The sequence below is a fragment of the Streptococcus mitis genome (genome assembly GCF_023109515.1).
GTDB classification, from domain to species: domain Bacteria; phylum Bacillota; class Bacilli; order Lactobacillales; family Streptococcaceae; genus Streptococcus; species Streptococcus mitis_CS.
This window is the reverse complement of sequence record NZ_JALDUM010000005.1, coordinates 17,922-38,914: the sequence shown is the minus strand read 5'-3', so window position 1 is coordinate 38,914 and position 20,993 is coordinate 17,922. Positions and strand designations below refer to the sequence as shown.

General features: G+C 40.5%; 32 protein-coding genes and 1 tRNA gene. 1 reads left to right on the top strand and 32 read right to left on the bottom strand.

All coding sequences use genetic code 11. The annotated features are described in order from the left end of the window. The 30 genes from M1G05_RS09270 to M1G05_RS09125 form a co-directional block, all read right to left on the bottom strand. Complete coding sequence (locus tag M1G05_RS09270) at positions 1-1,056, bottom strand: minor capsid protein (protein ID WP_239822547.1); 1,056 nt, start codon at positions 1,054-1,056, stop codon at positions 1-3. Then, complete coding sequence (locus tag M1G05_RS09265) at positions 965-2,434, bottom strand: phage portal protein (protein ID WP_247953611.1); 1,470 nt, start codon at positions 2,432-2,434, stop codon at positions 965-967. Before M1G05_RS09265 ends, M1G05_RS09270 begins: the two co-directional genes overlap by 92 nt. Positions 2,435-2,445: 11 nt before the next feature. Then, the gene (locus M1G05_RS09260) at positions 2,446-3,744 is read right to left on the bottom strand and encodes a PBSX family phage terminase large subunit (RefSeq protein ID WP_247953610.1); all 1,299 of its coding nucleotides are present in this window, start codon (positions 3,742-3,744) and stop codon (positions 2,446-2,448) included. After that, entirely contained in the window at positions 3,722-4,162 is a 441-nt protein-coding gene (locus M1G05_RS09255) for a terminase small subunit (protein ID WP_153210325.1), read from the bottom strand. The genes M1G05_RS09260 and M1G05_RS09255 overlap by 23 nt, the downstream gene beginning before the upstream one ends. Before the next feature lie 69 nt (positions 4,163-4,231). Then, a tRNA-Trp gene (locus M1G05_RS09250) sits at positions 4,232-4,302 on the bottom strand. A 414-nt stretch (positions 4,303-4,716) separates the two neighbouring features. After that, positions 4,717-5,019 carry a DUF1492 domain-containing protein gene (locus tag M1G05_RS09245; protein WP_247953609.1) on the bottom strand — a complete coding sequence of 101 codons (303 nt, stop codon included), beginning with the start codon at positions 5,017-5,019 and terminating at the stop codon, positions 4,717-4,719. A 119-nt stretch (positions 5,020-5,138) separates the two neighbouring features. After that, positions 5,139-5,528 (bottom strand): helix-turn-helix domain-containing protein, encoded by a 390-nt coding sequence (locus tag M1G05_RS09240; protein ID WP_084887144.1) that lies wholly within the window; start codon positions 5,526-5,528, stop codon positions 5,139-5,141. Next, a complete protein-coding gene (locus tag M1G05_RS09235; protein ID WP_247953608.1) occupies positions 5,518-5,754 on the bottom strand; it encodes a DUF3310 domain-containing protein in 237 nt (78 codons plus the stop codon). The genes M1G05_RS09240 and M1G05_RS09235 overlap by 11 nt, the downstream gene beginning before the upstream one ends. Beyond that, a complete protein-coding gene (locus M1G05_RS09230) occupies positions 5,751-6,152 on the bottom strand; it encodes a YopX family protein (protein WP_247953607.1) in 402 nt (133 codons plus the stop codon). The genes M1G05_RS09235 and M1G05_RS09230 overlap by 4 nt, the downstream gene beginning before the upstream one ends. Positions 6,153-6,173: 21 nt before the next feature. Beyond that, positions 6,174-6,848: a DNA-methyltransferase gene (locus M1G05_RS09225; protein WP_084887140.1), complete on the bottom strand. Its 675-nt coding sequence runs from the start codon at positions 6,846-6,848 to the stop codon at positions 6,174-6,176. Further along, positions 6,845-7,105, bottom strand: coding sequence for a DUF1372 family protein (locus M1G05_RS09220; protein WP_247953606.1), 261 nt, complete (start codon positions 7,103-7,105; stop codon positions 6,845-6,847). The genes M1G05_RS09225 and M1G05_RS09220 overlap by 4 nt, the downstream gene beginning before the upstream one ends. Continuing rightward, positions 7,102-7,866: a DNA cytosine methyltransferase gene (locus tag M1G05_RS09215; protein WP_049500618.1), complete on the bottom strand. Its 765-nt coding sequence runs from the start codon at positions 7,864-7,866 to the stop codon at positions 7,102-7,104. The genes M1G05_RS09220 and M1G05_RS09215 overlap by 4 nt, the downstream gene beginning before the upstream one ends. Further along, positions 7,863-8,354: a DUF1642 domain-containing protein gene (locus M1G05_RS09210; RefSeq protein WP_247953605.1), complete on the bottom strand. Its 492-nt coding sequence runs from the start codon at positions 8,352-8,354 to the stop codon at positions 7,863-7,865. Before M1G05_RS09210 ends, M1G05_RS09215 begins: the two co-directional genes overlap by 4 nt. Beyond that, positions 8,351-8,761, bottom strand: coding sequence for a DUF1642 domain-containing protein (locus M1G05_RS09205; protein WP_247953604.1), 411 nt, complete (start codon positions 8,759-8,761; stop codon positions 8,351-8,353). The genes M1G05_RS09210 and M1G05_RS09205 overlap by 4 nt, the downstream gene beginning before the upstream one ends. Next, positions 8,754-8,942, bottom strand: a complete 189-nt coding sequence (locus tag M1G05_RS09200) for a hypothetical protein (protein ID WP_247953603.1) — start codon at positions 8,940-8,942, stop codon at positions 8,754-8,756. The genes M1G05_RS09205 and M1G05_RS09200 overlap by 8 nt, the downstream gene beginning before the upstream one ends. A gap of 3 nt (positions 8,943-8,945) precedes the next feature. Continuing rightward, positions 8,946-9,113, bottom strand: coding sequence for a hypothetical protein (locus M1G05_RS09195; RefSeq protein WP_409349532.1), 168 nt, complete (start codon positions 9,111-9,113; stop codon positions 8,946-8,948). 44 nt (positions 9,114-9,157) lie between these two features. Then, entirely contained in the window at positions 9,158-9,559 is a 402-nt protein-coding gene (locus M1G05_RS09190; RefSeq protein WP_247953602.1) for a RusA family crossover junction endodeoxyribonuclease, read from the bottom strand. 230 nt (positions 9,560-9,789) lie between these two features. After that, positions 9,790-12,075 (bottom strand): AAA family ATPase, encoded by a 2,286-nt coding sequence (locus tag M1G05_RS09185; RefSeq protein ID WP_247953601.1) that lies wholly within the window; start codon positions 12,073-12,075, stop codon positions 9,790-9,792. Positions 12,076-12,088: 13 nt separating this feature from the next. Next, positions 12,089-13,672 (bottom strand): DEAD/DEAH box helicase, encoded by a 1,584-nt coding sequence (locus M1G05_RS09180; protein WP_084887130.1) that lies wholly within the window; start codon positions 13,670-13,672, stop codon positions 12,089-12,091. A 10-nt stretch (positions 13,673-13,682) separates the two neighbouring features. Beyond that, a complete protein-coding gene (locus M1G05_RS09175; protein ID WP_247953600.1) occupies positions 13,683-14,234 on the bottom strand; it encodes a hypothetical protein in 552 nt (183 codons plus the stop codon). Between the two features lie 13 nt (positions 14,235-14,247). Beyond that, complete coding sequence (locus M1G05_RS09170; protein ID WP_247953599.1) at positions 14,248-14,985, bottom strand: hypothetical protein; 738 nt, start codon at positions 14,983-14,985, stop codon at positions 14,248-14,250. A 2-nt stretch (positions 14,986-14,987) separates the two neighbouring features. Then, entirely contained in the window at positions 14,988-15,410 is a 423-nt protein-coding gene (locus tag M1G05_RS09165) for a hypothetical protein (RefSeq protein WP_049515385.1), read from the bottom strand. A gap of 45 nt (positions 15,411-15,455) precedes the next feature. Further along, the gene (locus M1G05_RS09160; RefSeq protein WP_084887124.1) at positions 15,456-16,574 is read right to left on the bottom strand and encodes an ATP-binding protein; all 1,119 of its coding nucleotides are present in this window, start codon (positions 16,572-16,574) and stop codon (positions 15,456-15,458) included. Between the two features lie 2 nt (positions 16,575-16,576). Next, a complete protein-coding gene (locus M1G05_RS09155; RefSeq protein WP_084887122.1) occupies positions 16,577-16,921 on the bottom strand; it encodes a hypothetical protein in 345 nt (114 codons plus the stop codon). Between the two features lie 19 nt (positions 16,922-16,940). Then, complete coding sequence (locus tag M1G05_RS09150) at positions 16,941-18,221, bottom strand: AAA family ATPase (RefSeq protein ID WP_084887119.1); 1,281 nt, start codon at positions 18,219-18,221, stop codon at positions 16,941-16,943. Then, a complete protein-coding gene (locus M1G05_RS09145) occupies positions 18,208-18,435 on the bottom strand; it encodes a hypothetical protein (protein WP_084887117.1) in 228 nt (75 codons plus the stop codon). Before M1G05_RS09145 ends, M1G05_RS09150 begins: the two co-directional genes overlap by 14 nt. After that, positions 18,435-18,626 (bottom strand): hypothetical protein, encoded by a 192-nt coding sequence (locus M1G05_RS09140; protein WP_084887115.1) that lies wholly within the window; start codon positions 18,624-18,626, stop codon positions 18,435-18,437. Before M1G05_RS09140 ends, M1G05_RS09145 begins: the two co-directional genes overlap by 1 nt. Further along, complete coding sequence (locus M1G05_RS09135) at positions 18,607-18,933, bottom strand: hypothetical protein (RefSeq protein WP_084887113.1); 327 nt, start codon at positions 18,931-18,933, stop codon at positions 18,607-18,609. Before M1G05_RS09135 ends, M1G05_RS09140 begins: the two co-directional genes overlap by 20 nt. Positions 18,934-18,943: 10 nt before the next feature. Further along, a complete protein-coding gene (locus tag M1G05_RS09130; RefSeq protein ID WP_084887111.1) occupies positions 18,944-19,234 on the bottom strand; it encodes a hypothetical protein in 291 nt (96 codons plus the stop codon). Between the two features lie 110 nt (positions 19,235-19,344). Next, positions 19,345-19,551 (bottom strand): helix-turn-helix transcriptional regulator, encoded by a 207-nt coding sequence (locus M1G05_RS09125; RefSeq protein ID WP_045763047.1) that lies wholly within the window; start codon positions 19,549-19,551, stop codon positions 19,345-19,347. 222 nt (positions 19,552-19,773) lie between these two features. On the opposite strand from M1G05_RS09125, the gene M1G05_RS09120 reads away from it, so the two are divergent. Continuing rightward, positions 19,774-20,484: a DUF4145 domain-containing protein gene (locus M1G05_RS09120; protein WP_084887109.1), complete on the top strand. Its 711-nt coding sequence runs from the start codon at positions 19,774-19,776 to the stop codon at positions 20,482-20,484. Here M1G05_RS09120 and M1G05_RS10035 read toward each other — a convergent pair. Beyond that, the gene (locus M1G05_RS10035) at positions 20,481-20,612 is read right to left on the bottom strand and encodes a hypothetical protein (protein WP_258953754.1); all 132 of its coding nucleotides are present in this window, start codon (positions 20,610-20,612) and stop codon (positions 20,481-20,483) included. The genes M1G05_RS09120 and M1G05_RS10035 overlap by 4 nt on opposite strands. Positions 20,613-20,781: 169 nt before the next feature. After that, a complete protein-coding gene (locus M1G05_RS09115; protein WP_084887107.1) occupies positions 20,782-20,919 on the bottom strand; it encodes a hypothetical protein in 138 nt (45 codons plus the stop codon). Between the last annotated feature and the right edge of the window lie 74 nt (positions 20,920-20,993).

The window sequence follows — 20,993 nt, the reverse complement described above, 5'->3', positions numbered from 1 at the left end:
CTACTCCTTTTCCCCGTCTTTCGCAACATACTTGCTATACCACTCTTTATAAGTCATATCGGCAGGCACGTACTCAACTTTACCTGTAACTGGGTTCCTTGCCCTACGCTTCAACTTGTCGTAGTCTGCTTCATCGTCGTGCGCTACGGTAGTAGACCTACACCAAGGGTGCATAGGCGGACAATTGACACCAGGGACAGCCTTATCCCTATCATAAACCTGATTGTCATGTTCTTGGCAAATGCGTGATGTACGCTTGTCTAAGACGGCCACAAATATATACTTCTCTATATCGGCTTCCTCATAACTGAGTAGTTCCATCTGGTTATGAAAAAAGGCTGATTCTGTCCGAACCAAACGCCTTGCATCGTTCTGCCCCACATTGAACCGCTCAGCAATTGCTTGTGCAGTTCCTCGTGTATCTCGACCTGTCATGAGGCTCATGAGTAGTTCATCTTTTATGCTTGAAGTAAGCTTTCCTGTATTCTTCCAGATGTTTGTTGAGTACGTGCTTCCATCTCCTACCCAACTAAAAGACTGTAGATGTTTTATCTCGCTCTCAGGAAGCCCAGAAAAGCCATATGCTAGCCCTGTCTGCTGTTGCAGGTCAAAGGTAGCCTTGTGGTAGCTATCCTTCATCAGGTCGCTATAAAAGGCATCTGAGCCTGTCTTCTCTGAATGATAGATAGATTCACGCATACGGTCTAAATCGTCGCTCAAACGTTCTAGGCGCTTCATACGGAAAGAATAAGCTGGACTGTCTAAGTCAGCCAGTAGCCTTTGGATATTCGGGTCATTCGGTCTAGCTTCAAGTACCTTACGAAGTTCATTCAGGTCTTTCTTGTCTTTCATGTTCTTCAAGACTTGTCTAGCATCCACCTGACTTAAACCATAATCACGTTGGAACTTATCAAAAATCTTATTGATTTCCTTATCCAAGTAAGTCTTAGCTTCTTGATAGACCTTATCGAACTGGTCTGCCTGCTTTTCGGCCTTGTCCATCTGCTGGTAAATCAGATTGGCTTTCCTCTTCGCCCAATACTCCTGATTCTTCATCCTCTACCTCGTCTTCGGGTTTCGTGTTGTCTTGGTTGAACACTGGCATGCGTTCCATGTTCTTCTCTTTCTCCTCTTCCAAGGCTTCCAGCTCAGCGTCAGGGTCTTCCACAAACGGCAAGAGAGAAATAAGCTGCCTGTTGGTCACTTTGCCTTCCAAGTTGTTCACAATCTGAGAGATTTCCAGTAAGTTCTTAGGCAAGCCACGGCTAAACTGCGGAACGATTGAGTGCGCTTCTAGTGCAACCTGTTTAAGTCCTAGATAGTGAGCAAAAATCGCAATCCGCTGTCTTAATCCACGCTTGTAGTTCGCTTCCTTGGTTTTAGTAATCATCTCAAGGCCCATCAGCTTGAATTCCATGGCTACGCCCGATGTGTTCCCTGCGAAATTCTCATCAGTCAAGTTAGGCACATGGCTGAATGTGTAGATATCCTCCTTCAAAGCCGTACGCAAGATTTCAGTAGCACTTTCGTCCAGCGTGTTCTTCAAGAACTCCGCTCTTGCACTATCGCCGGGTAACTCCAAAAGACCTTCTTCAGAAAGAATCTTCATCGCTACCTTAGCATCTTCTGGCGTGTCTGCTAACTGCGTACCATACAAGACAAGGATAGACTCTACTGCCTGCTCCTTGTCATTGACTCGGTTACCCATCAAAGAATTATAAGCGTCTATCAAGCTGATTTGTTGCTCATAGTCTCCAATTGCAAAGTGATTGTTGCGATACTCGATAATCGGGATTTGGCCAAGATTGTGAGGTGTTGCCTCTTCAATCTGCGATGTTCCTGAATCTGTACTTATCAGCACCATGTGATAGTGCAGATTTTCGGTAAAGACTTCTGCCTGATACTTAGTAGTATCTTTCGTATCATCTTTCACTTGATAGTAGTAGACCGCAAACAAAGGCTTCCGCTCAATGCTATCATCGTAGACCATGAAAGTATTCTCTGGGTCAATACTAGTTGAATCCAACTCAGTCAATCCCTCTTTGGCATAGATGTATTCATAAGCACGACCATAGATAGCCATATTCAAAGCATTCTGCGCATCTACTTGGTCAATCTCAGCGCCATCAAAAGCTGTAAGTAGTTCATCGATATCACCTTCAGCAGTGTTATTGTACTTGATAGGATTGCCCATAAAATAGCCCGTAGCCGTGTCTGCGATATCCTTGGCATGATTAGCTACCGTCTTATAATTTGGTGCGTTCTCGTTGCGTCTCTTGTGCTCTAAGATAGCATGCTCACCCAAGTAGTAGCTTTTTAAATTCTTCAAACGTGAGCCTTCAGTGCTATGCTTCGTTATCAATTTGTAAATCAGATCTTTCTTCAAAGAACCCTCATCATATCCATCTCGTGGATAGGTTAAATATTGGTACATGTCTTTCCTCTCTATAGACCATAATCAGAACGTCTGCGGACGGTTGCTTTCCCACCTTCGATACATTGAAGGCTGTAACGTAAAGCATCCATCAAGTGGTTGTTTTTATCTTCTGGCTTGTTCAACCAATTACCTTCTTTGTCACGCTGGTAGCAGTAACTATAAAATTCATCCATGATATGTTCACAATTCGGATGTACATAAATAGCGTATCCTTGCAATTTGGATACGCCAGCCATAATACTATCCTTACCTTTACGACTCTCTTTAATTCGAGTTATACCATGTTCTGACCTTAATTCCTCAATCAGTCTTAATTCAGCGCTATCTGCAATGATTTGTGAGCGTTGATAACCTTTGTCTTTTATCATCTTCGCAACTTCTTTGGTTATCAACCCGACTTTATACGCCTCATCAAATACATAAATTTCTTTCGTCGTGTCATTTATCAACGAACAACACAAAGCGGTTGGGTCATGAGTAAAACCAAAGTCAAGACCGATACATAATTTATTGGCTGAATCTTGTAGTAGTTCATCTTTATCGAACTCCTTGACAGTCACGTTTTCATAGATTAGACCTTCAGCAACTCCCCATTCGCCATCACAAACGATTCTAGCCCGTCTTGGGTTCGTATGATACAAATCCTCATAGCGTTTGATATCGACTTCATCCAGCCACTCATTACATTTATAAGTAGTCGTGAGCGATAGCGTATCAGCCCGTCTCGTCTCTTCGTCAAAAAAGACACGTTTGAGCCAGTGCCTCTCGTTCCACGGATTAAATGTGACTGTGATCTGTTTAAAGAAATCAGGTACGTCTAAGCTACCACGGATTGACTCGACTACTGTACTGAACTTGTCTTCAGTCTCAATTTGGTACGCTTCCTCAAACCAGGCCCAACAAAGGATACCAACGTCAACTGTAATAGATGTGATTTTAAGTTCATCATCCAAACCACGGAACAGAATCTTTTGGCCAGTCGCTTTTATAGTTATCTCAGGCAAAGACTCGTTAAATTTAAACAAATGAGTCACGCCCAACACATTACACGCCCATTTAAAATCCGTATAGGTAGATTGCTTATTTGTATTCGAATATCTACGAATAACAAGTAAGTTTGCCCATGGATATTTCAAAAGACGGACAACGTAATTTAATGCAGTTGTCTTGGACTTCTTCGAACCACGGGACCCTTTGACTACACGATAAAGATTTCTTGAGCGCCAAAATTGTCCGTACCCAGCTCCTACTGTCTTAGGTAGGTCAACAACAATATCGTTCTGTTTAATCTGGTATGCCTGACTCATTCGCAAACACCACCGTTCCAGAAACGTCTGCCTCTACTTTGTCTGTCCAAAGCCTATGCCGTTTTCCTAAAAGTTCGGCTGCTTTGATTCTATCTTTTGCTCCGACATCAATATCCGTAATCGTTTGACCTAATTCTCCTATGCTTATCAGGGTCTGTTCTTGCGTCTCTCCTCGCATTACTGAGGTTAGATAACTAAGAACCTCTTGCTGGTCTGCAATTTTTTCAGAATCAAGTTGTTTCAGTCGTTCATCTATATAGCTTTTAATCTTAGGATTCTTTAGTAACTTATGCCCTTCAACGCCTGCCACTCTATCACTAGAAACACGATAACCTGCTTTTTTATAAGCTTCCGTCGCATTACCTGAGATGATGTACTCATCTGCAAATCTCTTTTGTTTTATTCTCAATCCACTCAATTTTCCATCACCACCTTTTTCAAATAATCAAAAAAGCCACACGATGTGCGACCTTTTTAAGACCTCTCACAGGCTTTGCAGGAATCGAACCCACGATAACAGTTTTGGAGACTGTTGTGTTACCGCTACACTAAAAACCTCTTTTACTTTAAAATGCAAGGCGACTACAACCTTGCGTGTTAATTAGAAATCAATTTTCTGATTTATTTTTTTGTAGTCATTACAACCTCTGAGGGAATCAAACCCTCTAGCTTATAACTTACCTAGGATATAAGTAGCTACGCAATCATGCAAGGTCCAGTCGCTTCTGCAACCATTTTTTAAGTTAATGAGTGATATATGAATGCTAAGCCTACTGCCTACCCCATTCTGGGACACAAACACTCAAAAGGCGATGTCCGGATTCGAACCGAAAAAATACATAGGAGAGAAAATCACTTTACACCTGTCACCGCCATGTGAGGCCGAAGCCTCGGAAATAAAATGAAAAAATAAGGAGTTATCAGTGCGCTTACCGCCTTCAGCTGATAATACTATTTTATCATTTAAAGGTTTCAATTTTGTTTAATCTGTTTACTTCTTTTAGCAATATTTTCGAAGGCCGATTTTCTAATATTATAGATAGTCCCTCGACTACATCCCAACTTATTCTCTACCTCGCTCCACGTTAATCCGTCGATGAAGAATAGTCGCATCACAATATTTTCTAACGGATCATCAAGAGATTCAATCAACTGAACTAACTCATCTCGTTCACGATATAGTTTTTTAATCTCTTCGTATAATTGTTCAGACCTGTCAATAATAGATATATTCAATTCTTCAGACTGGTTCTTATTGCTTTTTGACTTCGGCATACTATCGAACGTCTGTCCTTTTAAAACGCCTGAACGTAGACTGATATATTCTTGATGTTTCGATTTAGCTTTTATATCGATATATGGCAAGGCTTTTAATCTCTGTTTAATATCTATTGTCAATCATACACCTCGATTCCAAAGAATTGGCAGATGTCTTCTGCCTCACATTCGGAAATTTCCAAACCTCTCTCCCAACAACTTATGATTGTTGAAGAATACCCTAAATGCTTTGCTAATTCTGTACGAGTAAGACCTTGCTCCAAACGTTTTTCTTTCAAAAGCGCATTAAGATTTCCAATCTCACACTTCTTGAATAAGACATCTTTATCCAATCCTAACTCTTTTGACAGACGTTCTTTCTGACGATCGCTTGGTATCAGACCTCGTTCCCAATTTGAAAATGTCCTTGGACTAATACCAAATTTCTTTGAAGCTTTTCTCAAAGATAGACCTTTACCAATTCGCCACAATCTGATCTGTTCTGAAAAAAATTTACTATCCTTCACGTTCCATCTCCTCGATCAGCCAGTCAAGGTTCTTTCTGGCTTTCTTCAGGTCTTCAAGACCGTTTTTCTTCTGAAATCGCAATTGATACTTCAAGGCATTTCCAAGATAAAAGCCTTTCAGCTGTTCTGGTGTCATGAAATTCCTTAAAGCATCGATAGATTCCATGCCAAATCTGCCTTGGTAGTGGTTTGGGTTGTTGATGTTGTCAATTATTTCTGGGTTCATTTGATAGCCTCCAAAAGTTCTGTATTTTCGTAGACGTTGCCGATGATTTCGTTTTCGTCCGTCTCTGACCACAAATAGCTAGCTAATTGCTCGCAATCATTCATAATCAGCCAAGCTCCCTCAATCATGATTACAACACCTGTGATTGTTTCATTTTCCGTTATTGGCTGGGTTCGTACTTGTCTAACTATATCCCCCTCAAAGATTTCCTTGCCGTTCTTATCTTTAAATCCTGTTGATTGCATGAGATATTCGTCATCAATCGACCATCCTTTTAAATTATTGCAGGTAAGCTTTTTACTATCATTCGCATAGACATTGCCATTCCAGATAATCAATTCGTCATTAACAAACATCTTTTGTCCGTGCTTATCCCACGCTCTATATTTCGGTATCATACCAAATCCTCCTATTCCTTTTTAAAATAATTTTATTTGTTTTTCATAATCATTGAGTCTCTGTTTAGCAAGATTAAAGATGTCTCTATCTAACTCGCAACCGACATATTCAAAACCTAATTCTTGACAAGCAATTAAGCTACTTGCTGAACCAACATGAGTATCAAGAATCTTGTCTCCTTCTTTTGCGTAAGTTTGAAGTAACCAAAGATAAAGACTTATCGGTTTTTGTGTCGGATGGATTCTAACCTCATTTAAGGCCTTATTCCCTTGTTGTATATGACCTTCAGATATCGACTTTCCTTGCATCATACCATTCCACATATAGCGAAACAGCCGTATACTATCATGTAAGCTGCAGTACGCTATCTCACAATCTGAGAAACTTGACTTGCCATTAACTTTGTCCCACACGATACGGCCAGGCCCGAAAGAGTAGTCGAAGTAGTTCACACCCCAAATGATTTGATTTTTTGAAACTCTAAATAACTCATCAAAATAATCTCTATTTGGAATTTTCCACTCTGATGTTTTGCCATACAGTCTATTGACGCCAATCGGACTGACTTTTCGACCATAGTATTCTCTTTTTTCTGGACCGGAAAAATATGGGGGATCTACAATAGCTAAATCAAAGTAGTTGTCAGGATATCTTTTCATAACGTCCATACAATCTTCGTGAAGAAATAATTTCACAGCAACACCTCATCCCCTACTTTGATTTTTTCAAACTGTTCTTTCGTAACTACGAACACCCCATAGTCACGAATCGTAATCGTGTACAACTTCCCATGTCGTCCTTTCTCGACGACCTTACCAAATATCTCAGCGCCTTGATTATCTGCCTTGTAGATAACCATCGGCTTCTTCTCTTCCAAATCTCGAATCCTGTCCATCTGCCAGATATTCAATCCAGCAGAGACAAGAATCCAGATAGCTATGAATCGTTTCATGTTACCTCCTTAATTACTTTTCTAAAAATATGTAACAATAATTTCTGTGGGATATTTGAACGCTCATTGTATGACTTGGAAAAATGGCTCCACTCAACATCTTGTTTAATAACGTCACTTTTTAAATCTAAGTCAATATTACTCGCAAACTTTGTAGGTTTCTGCAACGGGTAATCATAGTTGTTATATCGTGTGATATTGAGAAATGGTAATTTAAACCCTATAATCTCTTCAATATATTTCCACAATCGCCCACTAGCAGGATTTTCAATAATAAAACACTTAGGTTTATATCGTTTGATAATTTCAATTGTGTTGAAAGCGCAAAGTTCTCCGTTAATTCGTTTCATAAATTGTCGGTGATACCGATAATTGATATAAGCCTCTTTGTAATCTGATTCACTCCTAATAGTAAACATGCTAGGAGTTTTCTGGGGAGCAAAAAGATTATCCGATACATCTTCCTGTTTCCAGCAAGCATTTCCGCCAGACATAGCACTGGCATTACTCCAACTTTCACAAGGTGGACTAGCTATGATTAAATCAGGTTTTGGTAATTTATCTAGTGTATCAAATAGCTTATTATCTCCAAACATACGTTTATAGTCTGCTAAATCTAAATGTATAAAATGACTATTTTTACCCTCTATATCAATCCCTATTGGATAAACATCAATATTTGTATTTTCGGTTTCGTTAAGTGTTTGAATAGCTTTTGTATATGAACCATTGCCGCTATCAAATAGTGCCCACACTATCAATTTTCCACCTCCTCAATTTCAATACCTGGGCAATCGAATACCCAGCCGAAGCCTGCGTCTTCTAATTGTTTACGGGTGAATTTAGACCTTAATCTACTTTGTAAAAATCCTAAGAAATTCTCATCTTCAACTCTTACCAGATACTGTTCTGCAGCTGTAATCTTCACAAAATACCGCTTCTCTTCATCGACCTCGTAGCCGTCAAGCCATGCACGGGCAAGTGTTTCTTGATTACATTCGTGATAAAACCATCTTTGAAGGTCCTTACTATCTTCATCATCTATAGACTTCATTAAATCTTGCAAGTCCCAATTATATTCTTTGGCTTCTTGAATATATTTATGAACACACTGCGGAACTTTGACTGGTTGCGGTTCGTCTAGTTGTTGCAAGTCTTTTAAAAAATTCTGACAAGCTATTTTTGCTCCAAAGTCAGATAAACCATTTTCATATTCTTCATATTTCTCAATCAATTCCTGCTTATTCATCCCTCCACCTCCTTAACTTCAAAAAGTTTGCTAGTGAATACTTCTCCAAATCCTGCTTCTTCAAGCTCTTTGCGTGTATGCTTTGTGCGGAATTCTCCTACTTCGTGCTTACTCATGAAAAGCCATTCGTCTTGCTTTTTATTGTAATTCAAGTAATCATATCCGTCTTTCAATTTTTTCAAGCCTTTGAAACGAACTTGGTAAAGCGTTTCAAGCTCAACATTAAAGCCGTTGACCCATGCACTCAAAAACTTATCTTCATTATCATCCTTCGTGATCCACATTAAGATTTCAAGTTCATACTTTAGATTTTCAAGTGATGTAAAAAAGTTTTTCCCTTTTGCTTTTTGGTGCGTGATAAACTCTCCTACTTCTTTTGGTATAGTTACTAATTCTTCTTTATTCATCTTCCAACTCCTTTATTTTCTTCCTCAATTCTTTGTTCTTTTTCTTCAACAAATCGCGTTCAAGCGCTCTAATCCGTCTCTTGCGTGAATCGCACGGCTTCGAATACTCGACTATCTTCTCTTCGTTTTGCTCAATTGTGCGTTTTAGTCCGTCAATGACTGTCTGTTTGCTATATTCCATGGTTTATCCTGCTTGTTTTTCTAGCCAATTAAAGAGTAGGCCAAACTGTTCCGTCACTAGTGAATCATCATTGTATTGCTTACAAATTTCGCCAATCGTAGTTACTGCCCATAGCCAATAAGCGTCCGAGCCAAAACCGACTTCTTGACTCTTCTTATTACTGCGTGCCATCCATTCAGGAATAACTCTGCTAAAGAAATCGATGTAATCAATTCTCATGGCAATTCCTCAATCTTGATATAGATCCCAACTGTGTCAGCCCAGAACTTTTCGGCAATCTCGCTGGCCACTTGTGCATCATCTTTCCAGTATCCCAGTTTTGTCATGCAGTCCTTGAGTAACTTCTGCAGATTGTCCGTATCCGGCTTTGTAGTCTTGTACTGGCCATCGTAACTTTTCTTGATACGAGGGAAACACCACTTAACCGTCAGACGAATCGCTCCTTTAAATTTATCAGGAGGCACATGCTGGGCGAGCAAGCTCTCAAATTTCGCTCTGGCATTTTTTAGGTCATCTGGCTCATAAAAAATCGGCTTACCAAATTTCGTATTTACCTTTTTCTGTTGATGAGTTGTTGTCGGGATTTTTTTCATCGGTAAAAAGAATTCAATTACCATTTTTATAAATGCACTCCTTTTCTTTTCAAATTTTGCTTTTAGTCCATGGACCTTGTATATGACAGGGTGCATTTTAAGCAACCCTGTCTATACAGGTATGGACATGATGGACGACAGGGCATTATCTATATATATAATATATAGGTGGCTGTCCCGGACACGACCACGTTTTTATGGTCTTGTCTGTCCTTTTCAAGACAAAGACACAACCATGAATTTATGGTGTTGTCTTATTCGGACACGACCACGTTTTTATGGTCTTGTCCTTTTTCTTTTATTGAATTTGAGTTCTTGTCGAACCAATATTTTTTGGATGAATTCAATCTGCGAGTAACTGTTTTTACAGAAATTCCTAAATATTCAGCTACGTCTTCTTTTGAGGGAGGCTCGCCAAAATTCGCGTTTTCGATAGCTTCATCAAACTCTATGAGTTTTTGCTTTTTATCTTCCTTCGCGTTCTTTTTGCGAGTTTCTTTAGCTTTCATCCACCCTGGCTTATCATCATCCAGCTTAATATCTGCCAACACGCCTGATTCATCGAGCGCATGCACTGGATAGCTAAACCACATGTTCACTGGCTTGAATTTAGCAAACTCTCGAAGCGTACCTTCCACACGCCATGCGGTTGCTATCTGAATCTTGTTACGGACTTCTTCGAGCCTGTCTACATAAGGAGCACGAGCCATGACATCAGGGATGCCTTTTTCAAAGTGCGTTCTCATCTGCGCTGGACTTAATAGGTCATCTAGTCCGACATTCTGTTGGTAATAAGCGTTATTTCGTTCTTGCAAAGCCTGCTTGTATACTTCGCACGCTGCTTGGTTCATCCTCTGAGTAAGTAATTCCTCTGATACTTCCAGCTCGACCAAATCGATAAGCGCGTCAGGATCCCGAGCGAATACACCCGAACCACTAGCGCGGTCCATGGACTTCTTGCCACCTTGCGAACCTTTTGAGTGGTGGTGACAGTAGATAACGCTAGAGCCTAACTCTGTGGCCACTTTATCAAATTGATTCGTAAAATGTGCCATCTGGTCTGCACTGTTCTCGTCACCAGTCAGGACCTTGTAAATCGGGTCAATGATAACTGCGATATAGTTTTTCTTCAAAGCTCGACGTATGAGTTTAGGAGCCAACTTGTCCATCGGTACAGTCTTCCCACGAAGATTCCAGATATCGATATTCTGGATGCTTTTAGGTGGTAATCCCATAGCTTGATAAACGTCACGGAAGCGATGTAAGGCAGACGGACGGTCTAGCTCCAGATTGACGTATAATACACGCCCTTGAGTACAATCCCAGCCTAGCCATTTTTTGCCTTCAGCAATTGCAATTGACATTTCAATTAAAGCGAATGACTTACCAGCTTTTGATGGTCCAGCAATCAGCATCTTATGGCCTTGACGAAGGACACCTTTTATCAACTCAGGAGCTAACTCTGGCAAGTTATCCCAACTATCGGCCAATCCTTCAGGATCAGGTAAATCATCGTTCAAATCTTCGATGTATTGATACCATTCATCCCAATCAGATTTACCAATGTTGGTATCTACTAAAAATTGTTTCTGTCCATTACGGATGAACCCAGGCATACGAGATAGTCTACTTGGATTTCGATTCTGTGTATCGACGATAATGCCGTTCTTTTGACAAATCTTATAAAGATAATCAACCCTATTACGGTATTCTTCGTAATTCTTGGCATCTACTTTGACGATGGCATGTAGTGACTTATTTCCACTGTGTACTAAAGCAACAATCGGTAATTCAAGTTCTTTGTAGATTGCGTTTTGCTTATCGATTGGCATACTGTCGGATTCGACTAAGGCATATCTGAAATCTGTCACATTTTCATTTTTAGCACCTTTTCCATCCATGGGATTGAATCGAACCCATGCGCCGGCTTCTTCGTGGTAGTCACCTAAGACTGCCCCGATATCACCATTGCACTGACTCAACTCTTTAATAAGCTGGCCAGCCGTCCTGTCGTAAGCTCCCTTGGTTGGTAGCCATTTGACAATTTCGCCAGTTTCATCGTCTGTTTTCGGATAGCATTCAGTAACGTACCCAACGTTTTCGCTAGCCTCGAAGAGTGTTTCAAGATATTTGATAATCTCCTGAACCGGGTTCCAAATAGTTGGCTCATGGATTTCCTTACCTTCAATCCAGTCTTTATCAATGACACGATAATCACGATCTATTGTATCGGTCCAACCTAACTCATGCGCGTTCTCGCTATCGTAGCTAGATTGCGACACCCAGCCATTTTCTTTAGCAAGTTGGGTAATCGTCGCACCCGTCACGATAGTTCCTGCTTGTTCATTGAAAGTATCCCATTTCTTGAAGCACTCAAATTTCTTGTATCGACTATCATTTTGTGACCAGTTATCCCAGTCGGATGCTGTATATCCTTCATGTTTAAGAGCCATACCGACATTGACCCACGTCTGATAATCTACCGTGGCAGGATTGATGCAATCCAGCAACGGCAACAAATTAAAATCATTCTCTGCCACTATCTCCTCCTTCTTAATTTAGTACATATTCAGCTGGTCGCACACTTGTCGGAACTCTCCAAGCATTAGCTGCTATGCGATTAATCATATTTTTAGCTTCTTCGAACGGCCACATTCCCACACCTTTGAAACCGTATCTTTCAAGTAATCTGATTTGTTTAGGTGTTGTTAAACCTTCCGCTTGTCGCTTGTGTAATCTATCTAAATATAAAGCAGCCTTTCCAGCATTCGCGATTTCGTCAGGAAGTATGCCGTATTTCTCAAGAGCTTTAATTTGCTTATCACTAGCAGGTGCCATCTCCCATCCAAAGTTAGGTACGTAGTTTGATAAATCTTCAGCATGGATAGACATTTCAAATTGCAATGGATCCACTAATTTGCGTTTACGCTTACGCATTTCTTCCAATTGTTTGGCCAAAGCTTCTTCACGTTGAGCGACTACGTCTTCTGCAGCCTTAACTTCCATATCTTCAAGGTCAAGCATTACACCAGTTTGCTCTTCCATGTTCTCAACCATTTTCTGGGCGACTTCTGGAGTCTCACAGATTAAATGAGCTGGACGGCATAGCTCGTGGCGTTCTGTATGCCAGAGGAAGTCTAGCAAGAGTAATTCTTCCTTTCCTGGATGTAAACGAGTACCACGCCCCACCATCTGGCTATATAAGGCACGTACCTTAGTAGGTCTTAGTACTACTACACAATCCACTGACGGGCAATCCCAGCCTTCTGTTAGAAGCATGGAATTACAAAGAACGTTGTAGCGGTCTTTCTCGAAGTCTTCTAAGATTTCTGCACGGTCCTTGGACTCTCCATTGACTTCAGCAGCACGAAATCCTTTTGCGTTTAGGATATCGCGAAACTTCTGCGAGGTCTTTACTAAAGGCAAGAATACGACTGTCTTACGGTCAGCACATTGCTTGACCATTTCGTCAGCTATCTGTTCCAGATATGGATCTAGTGCCGTCCCGACATCGCTTGCTTTGAAATCGCCTGCTGACATGCTCACATTTGATAAATCCAAGTTGAGCGGAATTGTCAAAGCCTTGATTTTAGATAAGTAGCCTTCTTTGATAGCTTGTACCAACGAATATTCATAAGCGAGACTATCGAAATAAGATCCAAGGTTTTTCATATCTCCACGGTCTGGTGTGGCAGTAACCCCTAATACATCCGACTTCTCAAAATAGCCAAGCACACGCTGGTAACCATCTGATATAGCATGGTGTGCTTCGTCGACTACAATCGTATCGAACCAGTCGGGCGGAAACTGTCGTAATCGTTTCTCTCTCTGCATGGTCTGGACTGATCCGACGACGACCCGATACCAAGAACCAATAGAAGTATTCTCTGCTTTCTCTAAAGCCGTACCAAGTCCTGTTGCAGTCTTGAGCTTATCGCTAGCCTGCTCCAATAATTCAGACCTATGAGCAAGGACAAGTACACGCTTGCCCTCTCTCACTTGATCTTCGATAATTTTGGAAAAAACAATCGTCTTTCCACATCCTGTTGGCAATACTAGGAGCGTGCGTTTGCGACCTTTAGCCCATTCAGCTTGAACAGCTTCCCGCGCTTCCTGTTGATAAGGTCTTAATTGCATGCCTTACCTCCTAGAATTGCCCAGCTTGATATCCAGCTTGTGGCTGTTGTGCAAAATTCGACTGTTGCGGTTGCTGATAGCTTTGTTGCATTGTTTGTCCAGGTTGTTGGTTCAATACTTTTGTATAATCAACATCTTCAGGATAGAGCATGGACTTAACTTCGTTATAATTATTTTCCTTGTACTGTCGAGTTCCGACTTTACATACACCAGTTGCACCGATGATGGTGTTCCAGTTCATGCGAAGTGGTTCGCCTTTTTTCTTTTGGCCAATTGCAGCAAAGAAAGCAGATAGCATTCCTTCGGTTGAGCTGTGCAGGAATAGATTGTGACGCAATTCGGTTTCGCCTTCGTTAGCTACAATCTTGATGCTGACGATAGCCTTGTTACACGCTGGCAATTTCCCGGGATTTTGTGGATTTGGCGTGTGTCGTGTACGCTCCATACCGATTACTGTAAAGTGGTATAAGCCGTCAGGTAGTAGGACGTATTCCGAGTCTTTTTCAATCGTATCTTCCCATCCAAATTCGCGTTCAAAGTTGTTGTATTGTTGTTGTGTCATGTTGTTTTTCTCCTTATGCTAAAATTGTGATTCTATCGTTGTTTGCAAGTTCTGTTTTTAAATAATCTGAGATGTTTTTAACAGCATCTAATTTCCATTTGCCCCCATCCGCTTCAAAGAGAGCTAGATTCGCTGATTTGTTAACTCTGAATACAAACTGACTTGCTGGTTGTTCTACTTCATTAAAGGTACGATATGGTCGTAAGGTTACTGGATTTGGAGTCTTAGCCTGTGCTAGACTTGCTACACCATCACGAACAGTCACCGTTTGTGTAACGCCGTTATCTTGAGCCTCTGCCCCTTTTTCGATTTTTAAGTGACTAGCAAAATCTAAAACTAGATTGCGGTCTGCATCATTGATAAACATAGATTGCAACATAATATTAAACTCTTCCTGATTACACCAATTACTAAAGGGGATAAATGGAACAGATGCCTTTACAGATACAAGTTGAGGACGTTTGCCATATTCAATATCCGCTTGATCATACACAGAAACTTTTTGATAACTTTCTACCACCACTACAAGTCTATGACCACCGATAAAGTCGTTATCTGATTTGAGATAGTCAACTAGACTTTTGAGCGTCTGAAGCTCAAGGATAGGTGCGTACTTACGAGGGTTAAGTTCCTGTAAGTTATATTCATTGCTGTCAAAATATTCCTTCCCGGTTTCTGAACGAATGATTTTGTTTTCTTTACCCGCTAGTTCGACTGCGTATGATAATGCATCTTTAATATTTTCTGTCATGGTTAGTTACCTGCTTTCTTTTTGTTGTAATCAATAATATTTGTATTTTGTTGTTCGACTTTTTCGATGAGCTCCCCAGTATCTGTTCTCATATCACCATTGTCATCAAAGTAAGTTTGACCAGGTATACCACTTTTAAGTTCATTAGCGTGGATTTTACCAGCATCATCACGACCGACAATGACAGTTGTTGCAACACCTTTCTGCGGTGCCAAAGTAGATTTTACTTCCATGCCTGTCTTAACAACTGTACGTTCATCATCTGTTGACATTGTTAGTGTGATAGTAACCTTACGAGTTGCCTTAGCTTCCGTATTTGGATCCAGGATGTTATCAAGAACTTTTTCTAACTCTTTATCAACCTTCTCTTGTAAGGCTGTATTGGCGATTTTTGATAAATCGATTTTAATAGTTTTATCTTTCATAGATACCTCTTGTTATACCTTGCTATGATTTCTAATTCCCAAAATCTACACCGTAAAGGGCAATTCTGGTTCTTTTCTAACTTGATTTTCAATAACTTCCACAGTTGCTTGCCAATGAGCGACAATCATATCCCAGTAGTCAGTCGGAAAACTTTCAATAGGAGTCCCTAGTGGAAAATGCCCGCGAATGTAAGCGACTTTTTGAAGTTCTTCTTCCGTCACGTTACCTTGCGCCATGAGGTCTGTCAAACTCTTTGGCAAGTTCGTGTGATATTGCTCAGGTGGTGTCTGTGGCGTGCCAGGAGCTTCATTTTGAGGCTTTTCAGCTACCTGTGACATATCGAGAGGCAATTCTTCTTGAACTTGCTCAGGGGCTTGCTGTGTGGCCTGCTGAGGTTCTGGAGTGACCGTCTGAGGTTGCGATGGAATAGATTGTGTTTGCTGACTCGCAAAGATATGAGCGATTCCAGCGTAATGAAATGGCATTTCGTCAGGTAATCCGTGACGATTTTTGGCATCCCACGCCGGGCGATGGTTGGTATACATGACACGCTCACCGCCTTGCGCCTTCTTCTTGCCGTTATCAGTCGTCATGACCAAGGTCTTGTAATTGGCAAATAGAACCATGTCTGACCATTCTTTGACAAGCGGTGCCGTCTTAGAACCTGTCTTTTGGCCAAGTTTCAATTCGTATCGGTCGTAAGAACCCATCTCGTCCGGCTGTTCAAACTTCTTGATTTGAGCGTGTGCAGTCAATACTACATTGATACCAATATCAACCAAATCAGACAAGCTATTCAAGAAACGTCCCATTTCTTCTTGGACATAGGTGTAGCCTTTGCCCCAGCCAAAATCCTCAATTCCTTGCTTACCATGTTGCGAACAGATGTAATTAACTGCCAAAGCTTCAGCCCAATCGATCGTATCAATGACGAGTGTCCCACACTCAGTCGGATTCGCTTTGATAAAAGCAATCTCATTGATCAACATGGTCCAGCTGGTGGGCTTGTCGAGTCGTGCCACATCCATGTTATCTGTCGAACCTTCCGTGTCGATGAAGACCGCATTTGGAAATTCAGCAGCAAACGTGGACTTACCAATTCCTTCAGGACCATATATAACTACTTTTTGAGCTCGAGCCCGTTTTCCTCTTGTGATTTGCATGTTTAGTCATCCTCCAATCCATTTGCCAACATAGCAATAAACTTTTTGAACGACTCAGATTTTGAATTCTCGGTTTTATCTGTTAAATCTTCCGGTTCTTCACCGTCAAGTGTTTTGAGCTCATACGTTGCAGTCACTTCGAGCAATTCACAATTTAATGCATTCGCTAGTTTTGTAAAATCTTCAATTTGTATTTTTGTCGCTTCAACTTCATTTTTAGCAGCACGTTTTAATCCTTCTGTATATTCTGCTGAATAAGCAAGAGTTTGTTCTTTGCTTTTATATTTCGATAAAAAGCCACCTGTTTCTTTGTTACGAAATACGATAAAAGTTTCTGTTTTTTTCATGATTGTTCTCCTTTAATTTTTAAAATCCACCTTGCCATGTTTTAGGTGCTTGTGTCACTTCTGGCTTCACGCTATACCCGTCTTCAATCAGGATGCTACATTCATCTCCTGTTGATACACGAGTCGCAATTGCTTGCAATCCTTCCTGCTCAAGCCACGCGCCAAATTCTTGTAGAGTTAGTTGATCCATTTGTTCTAGCTTGTCAATTAGCACAAAGCCACATTCTGGCTTCAACTTACGCACGATGGCAGTCGCAACTTGCAGCTGCTGACTACCAGACATGTTATCCCAGCGCTGTCCAAGGTAGAGCAATTCGCCATCATCCACGGACAAACCAGGTAACGGTAAATCTGCGTTTGTAAGCAAGTCTGTCTTCTGCTTGCGGATGTCAGCAATCACATTATCAAGTTCCTTGTATTGCTCGCGATAACCCTTGGCATCTTCTTCTGCTTTATCCTTGTCCAGATTAGCACGCACTTTACGATTGATTTCGTCAATCTCTGCGATGTTGTTTTCAATCTCCTCAGTCGATTCATCGAGAAGATCCATAGCGTCGGTATTCGCAATAGCCAAGTCTTGAGCCAGCTGACTTTCTTTTGCTTTTGCGTCAGCCAGCAATTTCTCCAATCGCTCAACCTCTGCAGCTGCTGAGTCATGTTGATTTTGGATAGATACCAAGTTCTGGCGCTTACGAGCATTCTCGCCATTCGTAGCAAGGATAGCCTGTTGCTGTTGAATAAGCTCAGAGATAGAGACCAATTCTTTCGGTGCCTCTGGGTAGTAAGGTTGTTCTTTCGCAAACTTTTCCTTCTGATCAGCAATCACACCGATTGCGTGGCGCTCGTCATACTTGGCCTTTTCTTGCATTTCCAGTTCAGCTAACTGCGGACCAACTCCGATAATTTGCAACAATGTCTTAGCCTTCTCTTTGCTGGTCTGCTCCATGAATTTTGGTAAGTTGATAGCCAGTTCTTCCACGAAGCTATCCAGCAAGTTTTGACCAGCCTTATTGCCGCTTGGGTCAATCACCTTGAGAGTGCTGTTCTTACCACTGCGCTCTACAATCAAGCCATTTGATAGCGTGATTTTTAAGCTAGGCGGAATTGTACTACCTTCTCGGTGTGCTTGACTAGGTTTATACTTATTGCCTCCCAGCCCCCAAGCAATCGCGTCCAGTACGCTTGTTTTCCCCTGGTTGTTATTTCCACCCACGATTGTCAATCCAGTCGCTGACGGCTCTAATTTGACCGCTTTAACACGTTTGACGTTTTCAATTTCTAGTTTATTAATCGTCACCATCTTTTTCTCCTCCGACTCTTAAAGATTTGACAGGGATTTGAATCTCTTCAACTTCCGCATATTCAAGAGCGAAATCAAGTAGCTGGTTTAAAACGTCAATCAATTTCATATCACACTCATCCGCGAGGTCTATAATACGCTCATAGTGTTCGCGAGCTACTCTGATACGTGGTGTTGGTTCTTGTGTTCCTTTGGTTTTATATTTTCTGTTCATTATTTTCTCCTTAGTTTCAATTGAAAATTCTCTGCTTCTAATCTCTTTCTTAAAGATTGTTCCTTTTGCAATTGCTTCTTGAGATCATCTATTTCATGTTGCATATGCGCCATCATCTCAAGGTCACGCATTTTCTCTCGACGCTTGCAAGTGGATAAATCCCACGCTTGTCTATCCCATACGATTTGCATATCGTACGCTCCGTGGTTCTGGCAAGGCCAAGCGTTCGGGTTCTAATCCCTCTGGCTTTTCATTATCATAGGTAAATCCAGGGAATGGACGACGAATATTCTCACGGATTTTCTGACGTTCAATATCACGCCCCATCTCAAGGATTTTATTAAAATCTCTGACATTTTTCGTGTCTTGTTCTTCCTGCAGTCGTCTTTCTTCAAGTTCCTGTTGCTCTCGTTGGTGTGCTAGGATTCCTGCTCCTAGAAACCCAATGACTAAGGCGCCTGCTCCTAGTAGCTGGCTAATAATCGGTGGTTCAAACATTTTTATCTCCTTATGCTCTTAATTTTCGTACTTCTTTTTCTAATTCTAAAATCTCATAAACATCATTGACATCGTACATAATATCTTTCCCTTGCTTACGAAATCTTAAGCCTTTACGTTCTAACTTCTTAATATAGCCATGAGTGAAGCCAAACTTCTTCATCAAAGCCTGTTGATTGATTGGCATGCGATCATTCTCTAACTGCTCCTTGACTTGCTTCTCAGCAAAGGTCAATAATTGATTTGTGAACAATTCAGCACTTTCGCCGTCCAATCGTAATTGTAACGTGATACCTTCCATTTTCTACATCCTCTCAACTATGCGGGCAAGCATTTTTGTGATATAATGGTTTAAATTGTTTAATTAAGTACCTGATTCCCGTCAGGTGCTTTTTTGTTTTAATTACATTGTTACCGTTTTGGTGACTTTCTTGGTAAAAAAATATCTTGCAAAGGTTTATCAAAAAAGCTACGCAAGAAAAACATTTCATCTTGAGTAAAAGCGCTCTGCCCCTTCTCTTTCTGACGATATGCAGTTTCTGAAATACCAAGTTTTTGGGCTAATTCTTTCTGAGTAATGCCTTTTTCTTTTCTTAGTTGGTACAGATAAATTTGCACATTCCTACCTCCTTATCTAAATTCGTCTAATCTTACTTTCCAGCGCCCTGAGTTCAATCTCATGGCTGACTTGTTTCAATAGCTTCTCACATGCTATTTTAGCTTCTCTGTACGTTGTGTTCTCTCTGATGAAGTAATCAGCAAGTTCTATGATTTTATCTTCCAATTCTAACTACCTTTCAAATGTGGTATAATCAAAATAAAAATGATTGGAGAAAAAATATGTCATTTGATCTTTCTAAATTAAGCCTAGGCAGTCGCTTCGCAGGCAATTCAAAAGCATTTCAATGCCCTGTATGTTCAGGTTTCTCTTCCCATTTATGGACTTATAATCCTATTGATATCAATAGAGATTACAAAGAATCTATCAAATTTATTATAATTGCACAATGTCAGGCTTGTAATCAATTTTCTATTTGGATAACAAATGAAATCCAAATAACGTATGGCTCCAGGATAGTATTAAACACAAGCGATGCAACGTCGACATTAATTTTCCCAAATGTTGCCGAAGGAGTACCTAAACCTAATAATGATATGCCTGACGATGTGAAAGAAATCTATATTGAAGCTGGAGAAGTTCTAAATATATCGCCTAGAGCTTCTGCAGCTCTATCCCGTCTAGCTATTGAAAAGCTTGTTACTCATTTAAACGCACAAGGTAAAGATTTAAATACCCAAATCGGAAGTCTTGTCTCTAAAGGAATGCCAATAGAAATCCAACAAATGCTAGACAGTGTTAGAGTAATAGGGAATAATGCTGTACATCCAGGTCAAATAGACATAAAAGATAACAAAGAGTTAGCTTTATCATTGTTAAGTTTTATCAACTTGATTGTAGATAATCGAATCACACAACCTAAAAAAATTCTAGACATATATAACCTATTACCTGATTCCTACCGAAATTCTATCGAAAGAAGAGATAATTAATCTTTCTCAAAGATTAATACATTTTCTTTGTCCCAATACTGAGTTACAACTCTAATCGGATCATCTTCTGTTCCTTTCCCCCGTTTAAATGTAACTTTTATTAGTTCAACAATTTCAACACTTTCCATTTTTCTACTCCTTATCTTTTTTATCACATCGGTACTTCACTATCCGACGGATAGTGAAAGATACAATCACAAATCCTGCTAGGATTATCAAGCCAATATTTTCATCCATTGCTTTTCACGGCAAATGATGATACACTATCAAGTAGAGGTTGGGGCGTCGCCCCTTTCTCTACTTTTTGTTTTGAAGCTTACGTTTGTGTTCTAAAATTTGTTTGTGCCACAAGCGTGCTTCTCTAACTAAGCCTAGTACCAAGATGACGGTTGCAGTGTCTTTGTTTGCTAGGCTTTTTATGATGTGTTCCATCATTTGCCTTACCTCCTTTCCCTTAAGCTTGATTATAGTATATCACCATTTCGGTGACTTGTCAACAGTTTTTTAAT

Coding starts and splice junctions, on each gene's coding strand:
- M1G05_RS09130 (WP_084887111.1), bottom strand. CDS start 19,234: ATGGAAGGTATCACGTTACAATTACGATTGGACGGCGAAAGTGCTGAA.
- M1G05_RS09245 (WP_247953609.1), bottom strand. CDS start 5,019: ATGCCGAAGTCAAAAAGCAATAAGAACCAGTCTGAAGAATTGAATATA.
- M1G05_RS09170 (WP_247953599.1), bottom strand. CDS start 14,985: ATGACAGAAAATATTAAAGATGCATTATCATACGCAGTCGAACTAGCG.
- M1G05_RS09220 (WP_247953606.1), bottom strand. CDS start 7,105: ATGAAACGATTCATAGCTATCTGGATTCTTGTCTCTGCTGGATTGAAT.
- M1G05_RS09190 (WP_247953602.1), bottom strand. CDS start 9,559: ATGGTAATTGAATTCTTTTTACCGATGAAAAAAATCCCGACAACAACT.
- M1G05_RS09270 (WP_239822547.1), bottom strand. CDS start 1,056: ATGAAGAATCAGGAGTATTGGGCGAAGAGGAAAGCCAATCTGATTTAC.
- M1G05_RS09155 (WP_084887122.1), bottom strand. CDS start 16,921: ATGAAAAAAACAGAAACTTTTATCGTATTTCGTAACAAAGAAACAGGT.
- M1G05_RS09210 (WP_247953605.1), bottom strand. CDS start 8,354: ATGAATAAGCAGGAATTGATTGAGAAATATGAAGAATATGAAAATGGT.
- M1G05_RS09120 (WP_084887109.1), top strand. CDS start 19,774: ATGTCATTTGATCTTTCTAAATTAAGCCTAGGCAGTCGCTTCGCAGGC.
- M1G05_RS09165 (WP_049515385.1), bottom strand. CDS start 15,410: ATGAAAGATAAAACTATTAAAATCGATTTATCAAAAATCGCCAATACA.
- M1G05_RS09135 (WP_084887113.1), bottom strand. CDS start 18,933: ATGTTTGAACCACCGATTATTAGCCAGCTACTAGGAGCAGGCGCCTTA.
- M1G05_RS09265 (WP_247953611.1), bottom strand. CDS start 2,434: ATGTACCAATATTTAACCTATCCACGAGATGGATATGATGAGGGTTCT.
- M1G05_RS09195 (WP_409349532.1), bottom strand. CDS start 9,113: ATGGCACGCAGTAATAAGAAGAGTCAAGAAGTCGGTTTTGGCTCGGAC.
- M1G05_RS09180 (WP_084887130.1), bottom strand. CDS start 13,672: ATGCAATTAAGACCTTATCAACAGGAAGCGCGGGAAGCTGTTCAAGCT.
- M1G05_RS09175 (WP_247953600.1), bottom strand. CDS start 14,234: ATGACACAACAACAATACAACAACTTTGAACGCGAATTTGGATGGGAA.
- M1G05_RS09145 (WP_084887117.1), bottom strand. CDS start 18,435: ATGAACAGAAAATATAAAACCAAAGGAACACAAGAACCAACACCACGT.
- M1G05_RS09200 (WP_247953603.1), bottom strand. CDS start 8,942: ATGGAATATAGCAAACAGACAGTCATTGACGGACTAAAACGCACAATT.
- M1G05_RS09230 (WP_247953607.1), bottom strand. CDS start 6,152: ATGATACCGAAATATAGAGCGTGGGATAAGCACGGACAAAAGATGTTT.
- M1G05_RS09150 (WP_084887119.1), bottom strand. CDS start 18,221: ATGGTGACGATTAATAAACTAGAAATTGAAAACGTCAAACGTGTTAAA.
- M1G05_RS09115 (WP_084887107.1), bottom strand. CDS start 20,919: ATGATGGAACACATCATAAAAAGCCTAGCAAACAAAGACACTGCAACC.
- M1G05_RS09160 (WP_084887124.1), bottom strand. CDS start 16,574: ATGCAAATCACAAGAGGAAAACGGGCTCGAGCTCAAAAAGTAGTTATA.
- M1G05_RS09205 (WP_247953604.1), bottom strand. CDS start 8,761: ATGAATAAAGAAGAATTAGTAACTATACCAAAAGAAGTAGGAGAGTTT.
- M1G05_RS09235 (WP_247953608.1), bottom strand. CDS start 5,754: ATGAACCCAGAAATAATTGACAACATCAACAACCCAAACCACTACCAA.
- M1G05_RS09140 (WP_084887115.1), bottom strand. CDS start 18,626: ATGCAAATCGTATGGGATAGACAAGCGTGGGATTTATCCACTTGCAAG.
- M1G05_RS09260 (WP_247953610.1), bottom strand. CDS start 3,744: ATGAGTCAGGCATACCAGATTAAACAGAACGATATTGTTGTTGACCTA.
- M1G05_RS10035 (WP_258953754.1), bottom strand. CDS start 20,612: ATGGAAAGTGTTGAAATTGTTGAACTAATAAAAGTTACATTTAAACGG.